This is a genomic window from Rhodococcus sp. NPDC057014, from assembly GCF_042673295.1.
Taxonomy (GTDB): Bacteria; Actinomycetota; Actinomycetes; order Mycobacteriales; family Mycobacteriaceae; genus Rhodococcus_F.
Map to the genome: position 1 here is coordinate 1 of NZ_JBHUSF010000597.1, position 2,107 is coordinate 2,107.

2 protein-coding genes are annotated in these 2,107 nt (G+C 64.8%); both read left to right on the top strand.

The features are described 5' to 3' along the window. Positions 1–1,073 (top strand): amidohydrolase family protein (locus ACFTZB_RS45260; RefSeq protein ID WP_378442482.1); only part of this gene is annotated, 1,073 nt, incomplete at its 5' end. Continuing rightward, a partial coding sequence (locus ACFTZB_RS45265) for an alpha/beta fold hydrolase (RefSeq protein WP_378442484.1) occupies positions 1,057–2,107 on the top strand: 1,051 nt, incomplete at its 3' end. The genes ACFTZB_RS45260 and ACFTZB_RS45265, both read left to right, overlap by 17 nt.

The following is a 2,107-nucleotide window of genomic DNA, read 5'->3' on the forward strand; positions in this document are numbered from 1 at the left end:
CCCTCGTGGTTCCACCCGGCACCATCGATGTGCATGCGCACTACTTCCCCCGGGACGCACCCCCTGCCGACGTCATCGCAGGTTTTCCGGAAGCACCCCGATTGGTGCTCGATTCTCCCGCGGAGGGACGGCTCATCCGCGGATCCGAAGACTTCCGCGCCGTCCGGCGCGCCCTCTGGGATGTGCCGGCGCGCCTGGAGGACATGGATCGGGGGGGCGTCGGGGTTCAGGCGATTTCTCCTGTTCCTGTCACCCTGGAGTACGGCGCCGCGCCGGCACCCTTCGCCGCGTACTGCCGGTGGATCAACGAGTCCATCGCCCGCGCAGTGGAAGACGGCGATGGCAGGCTCATCGGAATCGGAACAGTTCCCCTCTTGTCTCCTCGTGCCTGCCTATCCGAACTTCACTACCTGTCCACCGTTCTGGGACTGCGGGCGATCGAGATCGGCACCCGGACCAACGGGATGGAATTGGACGACCCGGCACTCGAGTACTTCTTCGATGCGGTCGACGGTCTCGGACTCGCGGTAATGGTTCATCCCGTCGACGGCGGCGGTGGCGCGGTGCGCCGTTCGGGGTTCACTTACGATTTCGGACTGGGGATGCCCTCGGATACCGCATTGGCGGCTACCGCGCTCGTCTTCGGCGGGGTGCTGGACCGTCATCGACGACTACGCGTCGCCATGGTCCACGGGTGCGGCACCTTCCCCTGGGCATACCCGCGACTTCGCCTCGGCGCCCACTTGGCCGCCACACACGTCCCAGACGATCTGGATCGCCTCGTATCACGCCTCTACGCAGACACATTGGTCTTCGACCCGGGGCTCCTGCCTGCGTTGGTACACCGCTTCGGCCCCAACCAGATCCTGCTCGGCAGCGACCACCCCTTCATTCCGGGACAACCTGGAGATGGACTGGCGGACTTGAACTCTGTGGCACAGCATTTCCCGCCCGGCACCGTGCCGAGAATCCTCCGCGAGAATGCGCTCGAATTTCTCGGACTGGCATCCGGCGCACTCGTCACCGACCACTTCACACCGATAAAGGAAGATCACCATGGCACTCACTGCTGAAAATCTCGTCGACGTTCCCGGCTTGGCCAGCCGTTGGGTCCGACTGGCCAACGGCGCCCGCGCCCACTACATGACCGCCGGCACGTCGGGCCCCGCCGTCATCCTGCTCCACGGCGGATTGCCCGGCTCCTCCGGTCTCGCGGGATGGCGCTTCATGGCCCCGTACCTCGGCGAGAACGGTTTCCGCGTCTATTGCCCCGACATGCCCGGATTCGGCCTGTCGGACACCCGTGAGGAGTATTGGCCGGACGGCATGGAGTCCTTCGTCGACTTCATCGACCAGTTCGCCACCGCACTGTGCCTCGACGAGTTCCATCTCGCAGGCAACTCCATGGGCTGCATGAACACGGTCAATTACACGGTGGCACACCCGGACAAGGTCAAGAGCTTCATTCTGATCGCGGGAGATGTCGGCGACGTGGTCCCGGAGCACTTGACCCCGCCGGCGGGCGAGTTCCGCCTCACCGCCTACGACGGCACACGCGAGGGAATGCGCACGATGATGGAGGCGATCATCCATCGCGGTGAGGCCATCAGTGAAGATCTGATCGACATGCGCTACCTCTCCGCGAGAGACCGGATGGACGCGCACGCGAAGTTCTGGCCCACTCTCCTGCAGTACCGGCGGATCACGGACTGGACGGACGAGAATCGCGCCGCCCGTCTGGTCACCAAGGGGCGCCTCGACCGGTTGAGCACTCCGGGGCTCTACCTCTACGGCCGACAGGACATCCTGACACCGGTCGAGTGGGGGTACGTCCAGGAAGACCACCTGCCCAACGTTCAGTTCTTCTATCCCGACGAGTGTGGCCACCAGGGCCAGACCGACCGACCGGACCTGTTCAACCCGGTCTTCCTCGAATTCTTCCGCGACGGGAAGGTTTCCGGAGATCTCGCCGACGCCGCCGGCGTCTCCGATCGCCGACCCGAACTGCCACTGATCGATCGGGTGATGACGCTGGCGGCTTCGGTGATCTGGTTGCCGTGCGATTCGAGGGGTTCGTCGAGGGTGACGGTCTGCACCTCGACGTCCC